Annotated in this window: 15 protein-coding genes; 5 read left to right on the top strand and 10 right to left on the bottom strand. The window is 68.3% G+C overall.

Annotation, left to right across the window (positions count from 1 at the left end):
- The 5 genes from AT701_RS15520 to deoC are packed head-to-tail and all read left to right on the top strand — an operon-like array spanning position 1 to position 5,767.
- Complete coding sequence (locus tag AT701_RS15520) at positions 1-1,560, top strand: FGGY-family carbohydrate kinase (RefSeq protein WP_058126153.1); 1,560 nt, start codon at positions 1-3, stop codon at positions 1,558-1,560.
- Positions 1,560-2,504: a sugar-binding transcriptional regulator gene (locus AT701_RS15515; protein ID WP_003894480.1), complete on the top strand. Its 945-nt coding sequence runs from the start codon at positions 1,560-1,562 to the stop codon at positions 2,502-2,504. The genes AT701_RS15520 and AT701_RS15515 overlap by 1 nt, the downstream gene beginning before the upstream one ends.
- A 1-nt stretch (position 2,505) precedes the next feature.
- On the top strand, positions 2,506-4,053 hold the full coding sequence (locus AT701_RS15510; protein ID WP_058126152.1) for a sugar ABC transporter ATP-binding protein: 1,548 nt from the start codon (positions 2,506-2,508) through the stop codon (positions 4,051-4,053).
- Positions 4,046-5,047 (top strand): ABC transporter permease, encoded by a 1,002-nt coding sequence (locus AT701_RS15505; protein WP_058126151.1) that lies wholly within the window; start codon positions 4,046-4,048, stop codon positions 5,045-5,047. Before AT701_RS15510 ends, AT701_RS15505 begins: the two co-directional genes overlap by 8 nt.
- A 24-nt stretch (positions 5,048-5,071) precedes the next feature.
- On the top strand, positions 5,072-5,767 hold the full coding sequence (gene deoC / locus AT701_RS15500; protein WP_003894477.1) for a deoxyribose-phosphate aldolase: 696 nt from the start codon (positions 5,072-5,074) through the stop codon (positions 5,765-5,767).
- A 16-nt stretch (positions 5,768-5,783) separates the two neighbouring features.
- Here the strand turns inward: deoC and AT701_RS15495 are convergent, their stop codons facing one another.
- The 10 genes from AT701_RS15495 to rapZ form a co-directional block, all read right to left on the bottom strand.
- On the bottom strand, positions 5,784-6,878 hold the full coding sequence (locus tag AT701_RS15495; protein WP_058126150.1) for a methyltransferase: 1,095 nt from the start codon (positions 6,876-6,878) through the stop codon (positions 5,784-5,786).
- A 117-nt stretch (positions 6,879-6,995) separates the two neighbouring features.
- A complete protein-coding gene (gene secG, locus AT701_RS15490; RefSeq protein WP_003894475.1) occupies positions 6,996-7,232 on the bottom strand; it encodes a preprotein translocase subunit SecG in 237 nt (78 codons plus the stop codon).
- A 44-nt stretch (positions 7,233-7,276) separates the two neighbouring features.
- Positions 7,277-8,062 carry a triose-phosphate isomerase gene (tpiA, locus tag AT701_RS15485; protein WP_011728805.1) on the bottom strand — a complete coding sequence of 262 codons (786 nt, stop codon included), beginning with the start codon at positions 8,060-8,062 and terminating at the stop codon, positions 7,277-7,279.
- 3 nt (positions 8,063-8,065) lie between these two features.
- Positions 8,066-9,292, bottom strand: a complete 1,227-nt coding sequence (locus AT701_RS15480) for a phosphoglycerate kinase (RefSeq protein WP_003894473.1) — start codon at positions 9,290-9,292, stop codon at positions 8,066-8,068.
- 5 nt (positions 9,293-9,297) lie between these two features.
- On the bottom strand, positions 9,298-10,320 hold the full coding sequence (gap, locus tag AT701_RS15475; protein WP_003894472.1) for a type I glyceraldehyde-3-phosphate dehydrogenase: 1,023 nt from the start codon (positions 10,318-10,320) through the stop codon (positions 9,298-9,300).
- 103 nt (positions 10,321-10,423) lie between these two features.
- Positions 10,424-11,767 (bottom strand): TIGR01777 family oxidoreductase, encoded by a 1,344-nt coding sequence (locus AT701_RS15470; RefSeq protein ID WP_058126149.1) that lies wholly within the window; start codon positions 11,765-11,767, stop codon positions 10,424-10,426.
- The gene (locus tag AT701_RS15465; protein ID WP_058126148.1) at positions 11,760-12,152 is read right to left on the bottom strand and encodes an SOUL family heme-binding protein; all 393 of its coding nucleotides are present in this window, start codon (positions 12,150-12,152) and stop codon (positions 11,760-11,762) included. Before AT701_RS15465 ends, AT701_RS15470 begins: the two co-directional genes overlap by 8 nt.
- Before the next feature lie 88 nt (positions 12,153-12,240).
- Complete coding sequence (whiA, locus tag AT701_RS15460) at positions 12,241-13,218, bottom strand: DNA-binding protein WhiA (protein WP_014877572.1); 978 nt, start codon at positions 13,216-13,218, stop codon at positions 12,241-12,243.
- Complete coding sequence (locus AT701_RS15455) at positions 13,215-14,279, bottom strand: gluconeogenesis factor YvcK family protein (RefSeq protein ID WP_011728801.1); 1,065 nt, start codon at positions 14,277-14,279, stop codon at positions 13,215-13,217. Before AT701_RS15455 ends, whiA begins: the two co-directional genes overlap by 4 nt.
- Positions 14,276-15,151 (bottom strand): RNase adapter RapZ, encoded by an 876-nt coding sequence (gene rapZ / locus AT701_RS15450; protein WP_003894466.1) that lies wholly within the window; start codon positions 15,149-15,151, stop codon positions 14,276-14,278. Before rapZ ends, AT701_RS15455 begins: the two co-directional genes overlap by 4 nt.
- Between the last annotated feature and the right edge of the window lie 82 nt (positions 15,152-15,233).

Genomic DNA, 15,233 nt, shown 5'->3' with positions numbered 1-15,233 from the left:
ATGGGCATCCTCTTGACCATCGACCTCGGCACCGAAGGTGCCCGCGTGGGCGCCTTCACCGAGGACGGCACCGCACTGGGCTCGACCCACCGGCCCTACCTGACGCACCATCCGAGACCGGGCTGGGCAGAGCAGGATCCGCGGGATTGGTGGGCCGCGATCACCGCGGCGACGCGTGAACTGCTGTCGGGTGAACTGTGCCGGGCGGCAGGCCGGGTCATCGCCGTGGCCGCGTCCACCACGGCGTCCACGGTCGCGGTGGTCGACGCGGCGGGCACACCGCTGCGCCCCGCCATCCTGTGGATGGATGCCCGTGGTGCCGCCGAATCCGAGCAGACGGCGCGGCTCTGCCTGCAACACCCGATCCTGGAGTGGTCCGGCGGTTCGGATGCCGCGGAATGGCTTCTGCCCAAGGCGATGTGGCTCAAGAAGCACGACCCGGACGCGTACCGGTCTGCGGCACGCATCGTCGAGGCCGTCGACTACCTGACGTTCCGGCTGACAGGTCGATGGGTCGGCTCGCAGATGAACGCGGTGTGCAAGTACAACTACGACACCCTCGCGGGCCGGTTCCCGGCCGAACTCTATGCCGCGCTGGGGATGGACGACCTCATCGACAAGCTTCCCGACGAGATCGTGCCGGTGGGCGGTGTCGCGGGCCCCCTGGCCGACAGCGCGGCCGCCGACCTGGGTATCGACGGCAGGCCCGTGGTCGCGGTGGGCGGGATCGACGCGCACGTATCGCTTCTGGCCTGCGGCGGCAACGTGGACGGCCTGGTGTCGCTCGTGTCCGGTACCTCGTCGGCCATCGTCACCGAGGTCGACCGGCCGACCACGTCGAACGAGGTGTGGGGCCCGTATCCCGAGGCGTTGAATCCGGGCAAGTGGCTGGTGGAAGGCGGCCAGGTCACCAGTGGTTCGGTACTCAAATGGACAGGTGAGTCCATCATGGGGGTCCCGCGCGACGAACTGGCGGGGCTGATCGACCAGGCGGCCGCGGTCGATCCCGCGTCCCACGGCCTGCGTGCGCTCGACTACTTCATGGGAAACCGGACACCGCACCGTGAGGCCCGGCTGCGCGGCGCGGTCATCGGACTGACGCTCGGTACCACGAAGGCCGAACTGTACCGGGCGATGGTCGAGGCCGTGGCGTGCGGCACCCGCAGTGTCATCGACTCGTTCGAGCGATCCGGCGTGCCGTGTTCACGCCTGGTCTTCTCCGGAGGCATCGAACGGAACACGTTGTGGCAGCAGGTGACGATCGATGTGCTGGGCCGCCCGGCCGAGCTGGTCATCGGGGAGAACCTCACGCTGCGGGCGTGCGCGGTGATCGCCGCGACCGGGGCCGGCATCGTCCCGAGCCTGACGGCCGGTTCCCGTCTGTTCGCCCCGCGAGTGCGGATGCTCGAACCCGATCCGAAACGAAGTCTCCTCTATGAGCAGACCTTCGACGACTACCAGCGGCTCACCGCGGCGTTGCGGCCGATCATGTGCGACACCGTCGACGGCGGATCCGATGCGGCCGCGGGTGCGCGTGCGTCATTCCGGGTGGTCCGGTGATGCTCACGGACAAGAGTCACACCGACCTGCTGATCTACGTCGCGCAGTGCTACTACGAACAGGGGCGCACGCAGGAGGACATCGGGTCCGAACTCCACCTGACGCGGTGGAAGGTCGGGCGGCTGCTCGACGAGGCGCGAAGCGCCGGGCTGGTCGAGATCAGGATCGTGCATCCGCAGGCGCGCCGCACGCACCTGGAGATCGCCATGCGGAGCCGGTTCGGCCTTCGTGAGTGCGTCGTCGTACCGGGCCCCGACGCCCCCGACGTCGACGGGCGGCACGTGGCCACCGCAGCGGCGAACTACCTGAAGACCAACGCCTCCTGGATCACCACGCTCGGCGTCTCATGGGGCAACACACTGCAGCACATCGCGGCCGTACTGCCCGCCGGATGGACGAGCGGTATTGAGGTGATCCAGGCCAACGGCGGAGTCAGCCGATCGGTACACCCCACCAGAGCCGCGAACATCGTGACCAGCATCGCCCACAGCGGACACGGACGGGCCACGCTGTTGCCCGTTCCCGCGATAGTCGAGCGCATAGAAACCCGAAACGCCCTGTACGAAGAGGGTTTCGTCGAGGACGTGCTGTCAAGGGCGCGCAAGGCAGATGCCCTGCTGTTCTCACTCGGAGCGCTCGGACCCACGTCTGTGCTGGTGGAGTCGGGCGCCATCACACCGGCCGAACTCACCCTCCTGGAAGCGGCGGGTGCCTGCGGTGATGTTCTCGCGCACTACATCACCTCGAACGGTGAGATCGCCTACGACGACATCGACAAGCGGACGGTCGGGCTGAGCCTGGACGACGTCCGGAACGCCAACTGCGCCATAGCAGTGGCAGCGGGCAGAAGGAAGGTCCCCGTCGTCAACGGCGCTCTGGTCAGCGGACTGTGCTCGGTTCTGATCACCGACGAACCCACGGCGCAGGCCGTGCTGGAGCAATGACATGACGACGAGTCACAACACAGAATCGACCCTGTCCGATCCTGCGGTGAACACCCCGCTGGTTCCCGCCGTGCGGATGCACGACATCGTGAAGACGTTCCCGGGCACCAAGGCCTGCAACGGCGCGACGCTCGAAGTTGCTCCCGGCGAGGTACATTGCCTGCTCGGCGAGAACGGCGCGGGCAAGAGCACCATGATGAAGATCCTTTCCGGCTCCTACACACCGGATTCCGGGACGATCGTGATCGACGGTGTGGAAACGTCCTTCAGTTCGCCGATCGACGGGGTCCGAGCGGGGATCAACACGATCTACCAGGAACTGGATCTCGTGCCGGACCTGACCGTGGCGCAGAACCTCTTCCTGGGCCACGAACCGAAGCGGGGGCCGTTCGTCGCCCGCCGGAAACGAGACAGGCTGGCGCAGGCCGCGATCGAGAGAGTCGGCGGAAGCTTCGCACCGTCGGATGTGGTGGCGAATCTGTCCGTGGCCGATCAGCAACTCACCGCGATCGCCAAGGCGCTCACCACCGACGCCCGCGTCGTCATCATGGACGAGCCGAGTGCCGCCCTCACCGATCACGATCTCGCCGCGGTGTTCCGCGTCATCCGCGAGCTCACCTCGGCAGGCAAGTCGGTGATCTACATATCGCACCGACTCGATGAGGTGAAGGAGATCGGTGATCGGGCCACCGTCATGCGTGACGGCGCGACCGTCGGCGTGTTCGACATCGCGAGCGTGACGAAAGACGAACTGGTCGAAGCGATGATCGGCCGCGGCCTGCAAGCGCTGCCGCCACGGCGACCCGGTCCGGACGGCGCGAGGACCGAGCTTCTGAAGGTTCGTCGCGCCACGATTCCCGGGGTTCTGGACGTCTCGGACATCAGCGTCGGGCGGGGAGAGATCGTCGGGCTGGCGGGGCTGGGAGGCGCGGGCAGATCGACGCTGCTGGCGACCCTGTTCGGTGACCGCACAGCCACCCTGGATCTCACGCTCAACGGTGTGCGACTCGACCGGCTGACGCCACGCGGCGCGGTCGCTGCCGGCATCGGCCTGGTACCCGAGGACCGCAAGAGTCAAGGCCTGTTCCTGGAGCAGTCGATCCTGCGTAACGCCGGAATCGCGGCACTGCGCCCGTTGCGCGTCAACCCGATGAAAGCAGCCGAGCAACTCTGCATGCCGGCGCTGCGACGCCTCGGCGTCAAGTTCGCCGGCCTCGATCAGCCGGTCGGTCAGCTCTCGGGCGGCAACCAGCAGAAAGTCGTGCTCGCCAAATGGATGGCACGCGGAATCGATCTCCTGCTCCTCGACGAGCCGACCCGGGGGTTGGACATCGGCGCCAAAGGTGATCTGTTCGAACAGGTTCAGGCGCTGGCGGATTCCGGTGTCGGCGTGTTGATGGCCTCCAGCGAGTTGAGTGAGCTCACCGAGAACTGCGATCTGATCTGGGTCATGCACGAGGGAAGAAACATCGCCGCGTTCGACCCCAGAACCACATCAGCCACGGACATCGCCCGCTGCGTCGTCACAGGAAGGCACGACAATGACTGACCTCATCGAGGAGACGTCCTCCACATCCACCGCAACCGGTTCCGGACGTACCCGGCGCCAGAACATCATCGTGCGGTTCAATCTGCTGTTCATCTTCATCGCGCTGTTCGCCGTCGCGTCCGTCACGGCGCCGCAGTTCCTCACCTCGCAGAACCTGGCGAATCTGCTTCAGCAGTCCAGCCTGACGGGCATCGTGGCGATCGGGATGACCGTCGTCATCCTGACCTCGGGCATCGACCTGTCGGTCGGAAGCGTCGCGGCGCTGTCGGGAATGCTGGTCGCGATCCTCATCGGAATGGGCATCGCGTGGCCGCTGGCCATGGTGGTCGCGATCATGAGCGGGCTGGTCCTCGGCGGGATCATGGGCGGTTTGAGCGCGTATCTGGCCCTGCCGGCGTTCATGGTGACGCTGGCCGGGATGCAGAGCATCCGCGGGCTGACGTTCCTGACCACCAACGGCACACCCACGACGGCCGAGATCCCGATCGGCCTGCGGTTCTTGGGCGCCGGATCCGTGGCAGGAATTCCCGTCGTGGGCCTGATCTTCGTGCTCACCACCCTGATCGTGGGTCTGGTTCTGCGCCGGACGACGTTCGGTGAACACGTCTACGCCGTCGGCAGCAACGCCAAGGCGGCACGTCTGTCCGGGCTGCCGGTGCAGCGCATCACCACCGCGGCGTATGTCATCTGCAGCGGGTTGGCCGCGCTCACCGGGGTGTTGCTGACCGCACGGCTCACCATCGGCCAGCCCACCGCCAACACGGGTCTGGAGCTCGATGCGATCGCCGCGGTGGTACTGGGCGGCACCAGCCTGTTCGGCGGAAAGGGCGGCGTCATGGGCACATTCATCGCCGTGCTGCTGCTGTCGGTGCTGCGCAACCTGTTCAACCTGCTGGGTCTGAGTTCGTTCTTCCAGATGCTGGTGACGGGACTCATCCTGGTCGCGGCTCTGATCATGAACTACGTCCTCGACCGCCAAGCCAAGACATCCTGAAAACCGAACCGAAGGACACGAATCGTGACGACGACTGATCCGAGCGCTGCCGAGATCGCGGCCGTGATCGACCACACCCTGCTGAAACCCGAGGCCACAACAGCCGATGTCGACGCACTCGTCGCCGAGGCCCTGGAACTGGGCACGTACTCGGTGTGTGTGTCCCCGTCGATGCTGCCGGTCGAGGTCCCCCGCGGGCAGACTCTGAAAGTTGCTGCGGTGTGCGGTTTTCCGAGCGGCAAGCACAGCTCGGCGGTCAAAGCCGCCGAGGCCGCCGACGCCGTGCGGCACGGCGCCGACGAGATCGACATGGTGATCGACGTCGGCGCCGCCAAAGAGGGAGCTTTCGACAGGGTCCAGGCCGACATCGCCGCGGTGCGTGCGGCCGCACCGGCACCGACGGTGCTGAAGGTGATCATCGAATCGGCCGCCCTGACCGATGCCGAGATCGTCGCGGTGTGCAGTGCGGCTGTCGAGGCGCGCGCCGACTTCGTCAAGACGTCAACCGGGTTCCATCCGGCCGGCGGCGCAACGGTTCACGCCGTGGAACTCATGGCCCGCACCGTCAGAGACGCCGGCCTCGAAGTGAAGGCATCCGGTGGCGTGCGAACGCTCGAGACGGCGAAGGCCATGATCGCCGCAGGTGCGACGCGGCTGGGTGTCTCGGGATCACGTGCGCTGCTCGGCACCGCCGAGCCGCAGGTGGCCTCCGACTACTGAGTCGCTTCGAGTCCGCTCACGCCGAGCGCGCCTCGATGAGACTGTGCGGTCCCGCGGTCGGCAGGATCCGGGTCATCCGCAGCCCCGCACGGTCCAGCAGACGCCGGTACTGCTCGGCGGTGCGTTCGCGGGCTTCACCCCCGATCAGCATCTCCAGATCGAGGAGCTTGCCGAGGTTTTCGCGATGATGCTGCGGAATCACGATCTCCGCCAACAGGATCAGCGCGTCACCGGGCGCCGCGGACCGGATGTTGCGCAGGATCGACACGGCGTCGTCGTCGCCCCAGTCGTGGATGACGTGTTTGAGGACGTACACGTCGCCTTCGGGTGCGCTGTCGAAGAACGATCCGCCCACGATGTCGACCCGCCCGCCGACCCCGAGTTGCCGGAGCAGCGCGGGCGCCTCCGCGACGACGTCGGGCAGGTCGAACAACACGCCCCGCGCTCCCGGCGCCACGTCGAGGATGGCGGCCAGAAGCCGGCCCTGACCGCCGCCGACGTCGAAGACCGTGCGGAACGGCGTGAAGTCGTAGGCCGCCGCGATCACGGGGGCGCTCATCTTCGACAGGCTGGTCATGGCCTGGTTGAACAGCTCCGCGAGTTCCGGGGTGGTCGCGAGGAATTCCCAGAAATCCATCCCCCGCAGCTTTTCGAAGCCCGACTCATCGGTCTGCACCGACGCGGTCAGCATGCTCAGATCCTCGCGGTGCAACCGCGAACCGTAGAACCGGGCCGCCCCGGCCAGTGACACGGGCGTATCCGAGCGCAGTGTCTCGGCCAGCGCGTTCAGCCGGTATCGCCCGTCTCGACGTTGGGCGAACACGACCCGGCTGACCAGTGCGCGCATCAACCGGTCGAGGGCATCGGGATCGGCGCCGACATCGCGGGCGAGGGCTTCGACGGACAGGGGCCCGGCGGCCAGGGCGTCGGCGACCTTCAGATCCGCCGCTGCGGTGATGGCCTGCGCGGTCCATCCGGAGACGATCATCTCGGTGATGACGGCCGGGGGCGGGGCCAGCAACTGATGCAGCCGCAACACGTAGTGCCGTGCGGCTTCGCTGGTGCGGGCCAGTCGGATGACCAGCCGCGGCGACGCGAATCTGGTGAGCATCACGACTCCAGACGATCGCTGGTGATCGGATGCTACAAGCGGGGACACCCCGCTGACGACCCCTGAAGACCGGGGATTTTTCCTGCTCAACCACCCGGGCCGCCGGCCCGGGCGGGATCAGACGTTGTACTTGATCTGCAGCGCCACGCCGACGATCGACACCAACCAGATGCCGACGACGAACAGCGTGAGCCGGTCGAGGTTCTTCTCGACCACGGTGGACCCCGACAGGCTGGACTGCACACCACCGCCGAACAGGGTGGACAGGCCGCCACCCTTGGCACGGTGCAGCAGTACCAAGAGCACGACCAGGACACTGGTCACGACCAGGACGATCTGCAGGGCCAATTGCATGGCCGCAAGACTACCTGGTGGCGGTGCCCACCCTGTTCAGGGGGTTACGGAAGTGGTCCGCCCGCGGCGATCGCGGACAGCGTCGCGAACTGCTCGCCGTCCAGGGACGCCCCGCCGACCAGCGCACCGTCCACATCGCCCTGCGAGACGATCTCGCCGACGTTCTTCGCGTTCACCGAGCCGCCGTAGAGCACCCGCACGCCCGCCGCGATCTCGGACGAGGAAAGGTTGGCCAGTTCGCCGCGGATGGCCTTGCAGACCTCCTGCGCGTCGGCGGCCCCGGCCACCCGGCCGGTGCCGATCGCCCACACGGGTTCGTAGGCGATCACGGTCTGGCCGATCTGCTCGGGCGTGAGCCCCGCGAGCGACCCGCGCAGCGAGTTCACGTTGAACTCGACGTGGTTGCCCGCCTCGCGCACCTCGAGTTGCTCGCCGATGCACACGATGGGCGTCAGGCCGTGCTTGTGCGCGGCCTTGGCCTTCGCCGCGACCAGTTCGTCGGTCTCACCGTGATAGGTGCGACGCTCCGAGTGGCCGACGATGACGAACGTGCACCCCAGCTTCGCCAGGAACGCACCGCTGATCTCGCCGGTGTAGGCCCCCGAATCGTGCTGGGACAGGTCCTGCGCACCGTAGGTGAGCCGCAGCTTGTCCCCGTCGACCAGGGTCTGCACGCTGCGCAGATCGGTGAACGGCGGGATGACGGTCACATCGACCTTGTCGAAGTACTTGTCCGGCAAGGCGAATGCGATCTTCTGCACCAGAGCGATGGCCTCGAAGTGGTTGAGGTTCATCTTCCAGTTGCCCGCGATGAGGGGCTTACGTGCCATGGTTCACGACTCCAGTACTTGGATGCCGGGCAATTCCTTGCCCTCGAGGTATTCGAGCGACGCGCCACCACCGGTGGAGATGTGCGAGAAGCCGTCCTCGGGCAGGCCGAGCCGGCGTACCGCGGCCGCGGAATCGCCGCCGCCAACGACGCTGAACGCGCCCTTGCCGGTGGCGCCGATGATCGCCTCGGCGACACCCTTGGTGCCGGCCGCGAACGCCGGGAACTCGAACACACCCATCGGGCCGTTCCAGAACACGGTCTTGGCGTTGCTCAGCAGCGCGGTGAACCGCTCCACCGAGCCCGGGCCGATGTCCAGGCCCATCTTGCCGTCCGGGATGCGGTCGGCGGCAACGGTCTCGGCTTCCGCGTCGGCGGCGAACTTGTCGGCCACGACGATGTCCACCGGCAGGTGGATCACATCGGCGTACTCGTCGAGCAGGCGGCGGCAGGTGTCGACCATCTCCTCCTGCAGCAGCGAGCTGCCGACCGAAAACCCTTGTGCGGCCAGGAATGTGAAGCACATACCGCCACCGATGATCAGGCTGTCGGCCTTCGTCGCGAGGTTCTCGATGACCGCGAGCTTGTCGGACACCTTCGAGCCGCCGAGCACGACGGCGTACGGACGGTCCGTCGAGCTGGTCAGCTGCTGCAGCACCTTGACCTCGGCGGCCACCAGCGTGCCCGCGTAGTGCGGCAGCAGCGTCGCGACGTCGTAGACCGACGCCTGCTTGCGGTGCACCACACCGAAACCGTCGGAGACGAAGACGCCGGGTGATCCGTCGGGACCTTCCACGAGCGCCGCGAGGGCCTTGGCGAGCGACAGGCGCTCGCTGTCGTCCTTGCTGGTCTCGCGCGCGTCGAACCGGATGTTCTCCAGCAGCAGCACGTCGCCGTCGGTCAGGCCCTCGGCGCGCGCGAGCGCATCGGTGCCGACGACGTCACCCGCGAGCTGCACGTGCCTGCCCAGCTTCTCCCCCAGTGCCGCCGCGACCGGCGCGAGCGACAGCTTGGGGTCCGGCTCGCCCTTGGGGCGGCCGAGATGCGCGGTGACGATCACCTTGGCACCCGCTTCCGCGAGGGCCTGCAGCGTCGGGACCGATGCGATGACGCGTCCCGGATCGGTGATGTTGCCGTCGTCGTCGAGGGGAACGTTGAGGTCGGAGCGCACGAGTACGCCCCGACCTTGCACGCCCTCGGCGAGCAGATCGTCGAGTGTCTTGACCGACATCGCGATCAGAGCGACTTACCGACCAGGGCAACCAGATCCGCGAGGCGGTTCGAGTAGCCCCACTCGTTGTCGTACCAGGAGACGACCTTGGCCTGGTTGTCGATCACCTTGGTCAGGCCGGCGTCGTACAGCGAGCTGTGCGGGTCGGTGACGATGTCGCTCGACACGATCGGCGCGTCGTAGTACTTGAGGATGCCCTTCAGCGGCCCCTCGGCGGCGGCCTTCATCGCGGCGTTGATGTCCTCGACGCTGGCCGACTTGGCGAGCTCGGCGGTCAGGTCGGTGACCGAGCCGGTGGGGATCGGCACACGCAGCGCGTAGCCGTCCAGCTTGCCCTTGAGCTCGGGGAGCACCAGGCCGATGGCCTTGGCGGCGCCGGTCGAGGTGGGGACGATGTTCAGGGCCGCGGCACGGGCGCGACGCAGATCCTTGTGCGGGCCGTCCTGCAGGTTCTGATCCTGTGTGTAGGCGTGGATCGTGGTCATGAGGCCCTTGACGATGCCGAACTCGTCATTGAGCACCTTGGCCAGCGGGCCCAGGCAGTTCGTGGTGCACGAGGCGTTGGAGATGATGTTCTGGCTGCCGTCGTACTTGTCGTCGTTGACGCCGAGCACGATGGTGATGTCCTCGTCGGTGGCCGGCGCGGAGATGATGACCTTCTTGGCACCCGCGTCCAGGTGGCCCTTGGCCTTGGCGGCGTTGGTGAAGATGCCGGTGGACTCGACGACGACGTCGACGCCCAGGTCGCCCCACGGAAGGGCCGCCGGGCCTTCCTTGACCTCGAGGGCCTTGATCTTGGTGTCGCCGATGACGATGGTGTCGTCGCCCTCCAGGCTGACGTCCTGGGGCAGACGACCCAGGATCGAGTCGAACTTCAGCAGGTGCGCCAGAGTCGCGTTGTCGGTGAGGTCGTTGACCGCCACGATCTCGATGTCGGTGTTCTTGCCCTCGGCCTTCTGCGTCGCCAGGGCCCGGTAGAAGTTGCGCCCGATGCGGCCGAAGCCGTTAACGCCTACCCGGATGGTCACGTTTTTCTCCCTATATTCGACGGTGAACTCCTCGTCGCCAGCCTAATGGGGCCGTTTCCGCCGCGTGCGGTGTGGTCAGTGCATCTCGGGGCCGGTCCCACCGTCAGCCCAGCACGTGCCGCAACGCGGACTCCAGATCGGGGTGACGGAAACGGTGCCCGGCCCGCCTGAGCTCGGCGGATGTGACATGTTGGCTCGCCAGCGCCACCTCGCGGGCGCCCTGCTCACCGAGCAGCAACCTCGGGCCGGCCGCGGGGACCGGCAGCACCGCGGGCCGGTGCAGCACCCGCGCGAGCGTGCGGGTGTACTGGGAGTTGCGGACCGGTTCGGGCGCGACGGCGTTGACGGGGCCGGTCAGGTCCGTGTCCCACAGTGCCCGCAGGTAGATGTCGACGAGGTCGTCGATCCCGATCCACGACAGCCACTGCGCGCCGTCGCCGACGCGGCCGCCGAGGCCGAGCCGGAACAGCGGCGCGAGGACACGCAGGATCCCGCCGCGCGGTGACTGCACGACGCCGGTGCGCACCCGCACCACGCGCACACCGGCCTGCTCGGCTGCAGCGGCGGCGTCCTCCCACTGCGCGACCACGTCGGCGAGGAAGCCGTCACCGCGTCCGGACTCCTCGGTCACGGGGCCGCCGCGGCAGGCGCCGTAGAAGCCGATGGCCGACGCACTGACGAACGTTTCCAGACCGGTGGCGGCCGCGAGTTCGGCGAGTCGCCGCGTCGGCCCGACCCGGCTGTCGCGGATCGCGCGCCGGTGCTCGTCGGTGAACCGGCCCGCGATCGACGCTCCGGCGAGGTGGATCACGGCGTCCACGCCGGTCAGCAGTTCCGGATGAGGGTCGTCGGGATTCCACCGCCGCTCGCCGGGGCCGGCCGGGGCGCGGCGCACCAGTCGGATCACGCGGTGTCCCCCGGTGCTCAACAACGCCGACAACGCGGTGCCCACGAGACCCGACGAACCGGTCACCGCGATGGTCATGGGTTTCAGCCCGTGCGCACGGGCCTGCCGGTGCGCGGCGAGATCGTCGGCCAGTTGACGGTGCCGGTAGGCGAACATGGGCCGCAACGCGCGCTCGGGAACGTAGGTCTGAACCCGGTCGGTCATGCGGGTGCGCCCGTCGCCGGTGTCGTCGAACTCGTGGATGTGTCGCCAGCGCACCACCGCACGCGCGGGCAGCGACGTCACACCGTCGGTCGCGATGGTGTCCACGAAACACCGTGGCGGATCGTAGGATTCCGCCACATGTCGCGCCACCCAGGTCAGCCCGCCCGGCAGCGCGAGGCGGGCCGTCCCGTCGGCGAGCGACGCCGCCTCGGCCTCGATCCGCAGCGGCTGCCACGGCGGGAACAACCGGTGGATCGCACCGGGGCGGGCATGCCAGGCGAACACCTCGTCGCGCGGGGCGTCGACGACCGTGCTGAAGACCCGCTCGCTACACATCAACCGGGATCGCGATTTCGTTGCGGCGCAGAAACGGTAGCGTCCACGGCGGGGCGTAGAACCGCACGTCCCAGCCCTGCTCGGCGTCGCCGTCCTGTGCCACCGGCGCGGTCATCGCGATCTTCTGGTTGCCGATCTCGCCGCCGTGGTTACGGCCGAAGATGTAGCCGGCCAACCGCCGGAACCCGGCCTGCAGCGCCGCATCGCGGTCACCGGTGACAACCGTGGTCTCGGCGGCCACCCGCGGAGCGTAGTGCCGCAACTCGACGCCGTCGGCGAGTTGTTCGGCCCGGTACGACGGTTCCTCGGTACCCACACGGCACCCGATCACCGATGCGGCGCCCTGGGCGACGCCGACGACGAGTTCTCTGACCTGATTGAACACAGTGCTGCCCCTTCTCTCTGATGCCGCGCCGGACATCAGGTATTCGGAGCCACCGCGACCGCGGACGGGTACCCCCGCGGCCGGGCGTTCAAGCGTCGTCGAGCAGATCCGGTGTGACCGCCGACTCGGTGTCGGGGATGCCTTCCTGCTTGGCCTTGCGGTCGGCCATCGACAGCAGGCGCCTGATCCGGCCGGCCACAGCGTCTTTCGTCATCGGCGGATCGGCCAGGCGGCCGAGTTCCTCGAGTGAGGCCTGCCGGTGCTCGACACGCAGCTTGCCCGCGGCGGCCAGGTGGTCGGGCACGCTGTCGCCCAGGATCTCCAGCGCCCGCTCGACGCGAGCGGCGGCGGCCACCGCGGCGCGGGCCGAGCGGCGCAGGTTGGCGTCGTCGAAGTTGGCCAGGCGGTTGGCGGTGGCGCGCACCTCGCGGCGCATCCGCCGTTCTTCCCACGTCAGGCGGGTGTCCTGCGCGCCCATGCGGGTCAACAGCGCACCGATCGCCTCGCCGTCGCGCACCACCACGCGGTCACTTCCGCGCACCTCGCGGGCCTTGGCGCTCACGCCGAGCCTGCGCGCGGCGCCCACGAGGGCAAGCGCGGCTTCCGGGCCCGGGCAGCTGACCTCAAGAGCCGACGAGCGGCCGGGTTCGGTGAGCGAGCCGTGTGCGAGGAAGGCACCGCGCCACGCGGCCTCGGCATCCCCGACGCTGCCGCCGACGACCTGGGCGGGCAGGCCGCGCACCGGCCGTCCGCGCATGTCCAGCAGGCCGGTCTGGCGGGCGAGCGCCTCACCGTCGTTCGCGACGCGCACCACGTAGCGGGTGTTCTTGCGAATACCGCTGGCGGACAACACATGAACCACGGCGTTGTACCCGTAGAGGTCGTAGATGTCCTTGCGCAACCGGCGGGCGATGATGCCGAGGTCCACCTCGGCCTCGACCACGACACGGCCGGCGACGATGTGCAGGCCGCCGGCAAAACGCAGAAGCGATGCCACCTCGGCACGACGCGCGCTGACCGAATTGACCACGAGACGGCTCAGCTCGTCCTTCACCTCGGCTGTCATCGCCACGGGGCATCCCCTCTCGATCTGTCCGGTGGTGCCTGATCACGACGCGCGGCGTCGACCGATCGGGCGGTGGGCGTTGGCACAGTCCGTTCCTGCACGCTCGAACCGGGCGCAGACGCACGCAACCGGACCCCCTCCAGTACCGCGGCCAAACGTGCCGGGTCATGTAAAGGTGTACCAGGTCGAGATACGTCAGCAAACTCGACGCGGGCCTCGAGAATGTTGGCCGTGCGGCTGAGCTGCTCGCGCTCCCGGTCGCTGGGAACGCGACTGGCATCGACGATGATGTCATGGACGCGGAAGTCGGGTGCATGCTGGCTCAGCACGTGGAGGTGGCGCTCGGCGGAGAAGCCCGCCGTCTCGCCCGGTTCGGCCGCCAGATTCAGCACCAACGCCCTTCTGGCGCTTGTTTCGCGCAGCGCGGCCGCCAGTTCCGGTACCAGCACGTGCGGGATCACACTCGTGAACCACGACCCCGGACCGAGCACCACGAGATCGGCCGACATGATCGCCTCGACCGCCTGCCGCGTGGCCGGCGGATCGCCCGGCAACAACCGCACGCGGCGAACCTTGCCGACCGTGGTCGCTATCGCCACCTGACCGCGGATCACGCGGCTCATCCGCGGGTCGGACTCCAGCCCGGAGACATCGGCCTCGATCTGCAGCGCGATCGGGCACATGGGCAGCACGCGTCCCTTGACACCGAGGATGCGACCCAGTTCGTCGAGGGCGGCGACCGGATCGGCCAGCACCTCGTTGAGCCCCGCGAGGATCAGGTTGCCGATCGGATGACCGGCCAAAGCACCGCTGCCGCCGAACCGGTGCTGGATGATCGTGGCCCACAGCCGCCCGTGCGGGCTGTCGGATGCCAACGCGGCCAGCGCCATTCGCAGATCACCCGGCGGCACGATGTCGAGTTCGCTGCGCAGGCGTCCCGACGATCCACCGTCGTCGGCGACCGTCACCACCGCGGTCACGTGGGGTGTGAGCCTGCGCGCGGCCGACAACGTCGCGTACAACCCGTGCCCTCCTCCGAGGGCGACGATGCGTGGTGTCATTCGCGACCCAGGTCCCGGTGCAGCACGCGCACGGTGAGCCCGTCGCCGCCCTCCAGGCGCTCGGCCAGCGCCTCGGCGATGGCGACGCTGCGGTGCTTGCCGCCCGTGCACCCGATCGCGACGGTCATATAGCGCTTCCCCTCCCGTCGATATCCGTCGATCACCACGTCCAACAGCCGATGGTAGGTGTCGAGGAACTCCAGGGCGCCCGGTTGACCGAGCACGTAGTCGCGCACATCGGGATGCTGGCCGCTGTGCGGGCGCAGTTCGTCCACCCAGTGCGGGTTGGGCAGGAACCGCACGTCCATGACCGTGTCGGCGTCCATCGGCAGCCCGTACTTGTAGCCGAACGACTCCACGGTGACGTTGGTGTAGGCCACGGTCTCGCCGCCGAACGCGCGCTCGATGCTCTCGCGCAGCGCGGGCACCGGCAGCGTCGACGTGTCGATCACCAGGTCGGCCGCCGCACGCACAGGCGCCAGCATGGCCCGCTCGGCCGCGATCCCCTCGGCCAGCGTCTGCGTGCCCTGCAGCGGGTGACTGCGCCGGTTCTGTTCGTAGCGCCGCACCAGGATGTCGTCGGATGCCTCCATGAACAGCACGCGCGGGGCGATGTTGCGGGTCGCCAGTTCGTTGCGCACCCAGTCGAGATCGCCCGTGAAACCCTTGGACCGCACGTCCATGACCACCGCGAGCTGGGTGATCCGCGACCCGGCCGCCAGGCCGAGGTCGACCATGCGGGCGATCAGCTCCGGGGGCAGGTTGTCGGCGACGTACCACCCGAGGTCCTCGAGCACCTTGGCCGCGGTGCCGCGCCCGGCGCCCGACAGGCCGGTCACCAACACCACGTCGATACCTTCGTGTGACTCCACGCCGTCCTTTTCTGATGCGCCCCCTGATGAAACTCCCGACGAGCTGTTCCGCATCATTTCGCTCATGGACAATCGGCCTCCG

This window comes from Mycolicibacterium smegmatis (assembly GCF_001457595.1).
Taxonomy (GTDB): Bacteria; Actinomycetota; Actinomycetes; order Mycobacteriales; family Mycobacteriaceae; genus Mycobacterium; species Mycobacterium smegmatis.
The sequence above is the reverse complement of the archived record's forward strand: the minus strand, read 5'-3'. Positions and strand labels throughout refer to the sequence as shown.

Coding starts and splice junctions, on each gene's coding strand:
- AT701_RS15520 (WP_058126153.1), top strand. CDS start 1: ATGGGCATCCTCTTGACCATCGACCTCGGCACCGAAGGTGCCCGCGTG.
- AT701_RS15515 (WP_003894480.1), top strand. CDS start 1,560: ATGCTCACGGACAAGAGTCACACCGACCTGCTGATCTACGTCGCGCAG.
- AT701_RS15510 (WP_058126152.1), top strand. CDS start 2,506: ATGACGACGAGTCACAACACAGAATCGACCCTGTCCGATCCTGCGGTG.
- AT701_RS15505 (WP_058126151.1), top strand. CDS start 4,046: ATGACTGACCTCATCGAGGAGACGTCCTCCACATCCACCGCAACCGGT.
- AT701_RS15495 (WP_058126150.1), bottom strand. CDS start 6,878: ATGCTCACCAGATTCGCGTCGCCGCGGCTGGTCATCCGACTGGCCCGC.
- secG (WP_003894475.1), bottom strand. CDS start 7,232: ATGCAATTGGCCCTGCAGATCGTCCTGGTCGTGACCAGTGTCCTGGTC.
- tpiA (WP_011728805.1), bottom strand. CDS start 8,062: ATGGCACGTAAGCCCCTCATCGCGGGCAACTGGAAGATGAACCTCAAC.
- AT701_RS15480 (WP_003894473.1), bottom strand. CDS start 9,292: ATGTCGGTCAAGACACTCGACGATCTGCTCGCCGAGGGCGTGCAAGGT.
- AT701_RS15470 (WP_058126149.1), bottom strand. CDS start 11,767: ATGTGTAGCGAGCGGGTCTTCAGCACGGTCGTCGACGCCCCGCGCGAC.
- whiA (WP_014877572.1), bottom strand. CDS start 13,218: ATGACAGCCGAGGTGAAGGACGAGCTGAGCCGTCTCGTGGTCAATTCG.
- AT701_RS15455 (WP_011728801.1), bottom strand. CDS start 14,279: ATGACACCACGCATCGTCGCCCTCGGAGGAGGGCACGGGTTGTACGCG.